The 925-nt window shown below is 41.6% G+C and carries 1 protein-coding gene; it reads right to left on the minus strand.

Annotated elements, in window-relative coordinates; all coding sequences use genetic code 11:
* On the minus strand, positions 1-857 hold an 857-nt coding region (locus A3729_RS06755), incomplete at its 3' end, for a TonB-dependent receptor plug domain-containing protein (RefSeq protein WP_197475640.1).
* Positions 858-925 lie beyond the last annotated feature (68 nt).

Here is a 925-nt window from a genome sequence, read left to right on the forward strand (position 1 = left end):
CGAAATATCGTTTCTTTATAAAGTCCATATAAACTATAGTTAAAAACAATACCGCGCCTAAGATGCTGCTCTATATTGGCTTGCATCGAAAAGAACTCTGAGTCATAGGTGGCATCATTGTCTGCAAGGTTTTGTATCTCTGGAACACCCTGCTCTTTATTAGAGTATTGCGTAGTTAAACTAAATCGATACGCCTCATTAACCTGCTCGTTAAATGATGCCAGAAGTGATGTATGTACAACATCATTGTTGTTCTTATTTTGATCATAATCGTCGGCGTAATAATCGGGCGTATCGTTTGTATTGATGACTGTATAGTCATTGTCAGCACTAAAGTGCTCAGCAGAAAAAAGATAATTAAGGGTATCCAGACTCCCTTTATACGATGCTGCAGCACGTTTGATGCCTTCTGAACCAAGACTTGAACTAAGTAAGCCACCGGCTTTTCGTGCACCACCGCTAGTCTTGATATTAATTGCCCCACCAATCCCGGCTTGCTCTAAATATATCGGGACATTACCCCGGTATATTTCTACCTGTTCAACCGCACCAAGTAAGAACTGGCTCAAGTCGACAGCCCCCTGGTAGGAGCCATTCAGCAATACACCATCCAAGTACACGTTTACTTGTTTACTAGATGAGCCGCGAACACTAACAGAACTGAAACTGCCAAAGCCTCCAAGATCTCTGACTTGAACCCCCACTTGGCGCTCAACTATATCGGCAACGCTTACGGCATCACTAGAGAAATCTTCTTTCTTGATAACGGTAACTAAACCAGTATTGCTTGAGGGGTCAACATCAGTCAGCTTGGGGCGTGAAGTTTGAACAAGTACTTCGTTATGTTTTCCTAATATTTCCTGTGCATAAGCATATAGGAAAAAATTATAAGTACTAAATAGGCAGCAACAAGTCTAAGCACAAT

It is taken from the genome of Oleiphilus sp. HI0043, assembly GCF_001634935.1.